Here is a 368-nt window from a genome sequence, read left to right on the forward strand (position 1 = left end):
TACACTCGAACACATGAGCGACGACCTGGGGGAGCGGGAACGTGCCGCGCTCGCAGCCCTGCAGGTCGCCGAACGCTCGCGGCGCCGGGACTGGTTCGCGCGGCTGGAGCAGATCGCCGAGCTCGAAGAGCTCGGGGTGGTGGCCGCCACCGGTCACCGGTCGCTGGGCGGGCTGGTCGCCGAGCTGCTGCGGGTCACCCGCGCCGAGGCGACCCGGCTGGTCGCCGAGACCCACGACCTGACCGCGCGGACCTCGCTGCTCGGCCAGCCGCTGCCCCCGCGCTATCCCGCCACCGCCGCCGGCGCCGCGGCCGGGGACATCACCCCCGCCCAGGTGGGGATCATCCGGCGCACCATGCGCCGTTTGG

Annotated in this window: 1 protein-coding gene; it reads left to right on the forward strand. The window is 75.5% G+C overall.

Translation table 11 applies throughout. The features are described 5' to 3' along the window. Positions 1-13: 13 nt before the first annotated feature. Positions 14-368: DUF222 domain-containing protein (locus QSK03_RS32985; protein WP_285660073.1), on the forward strand; the 355-nt coding region annotated here is incomplete at its 3' end.

The sequence above is a fragment of the Actinomycetospora sp. NBRC 106375 genome (assembly GCF_030269665.1).
In the GTDB taxonomy this organism is placed as follows: Bacteria; Actinomycetota; Actinomycetes; order Mycobacteriales; family Pseudonocardiaceae; genus Actinomycetospora.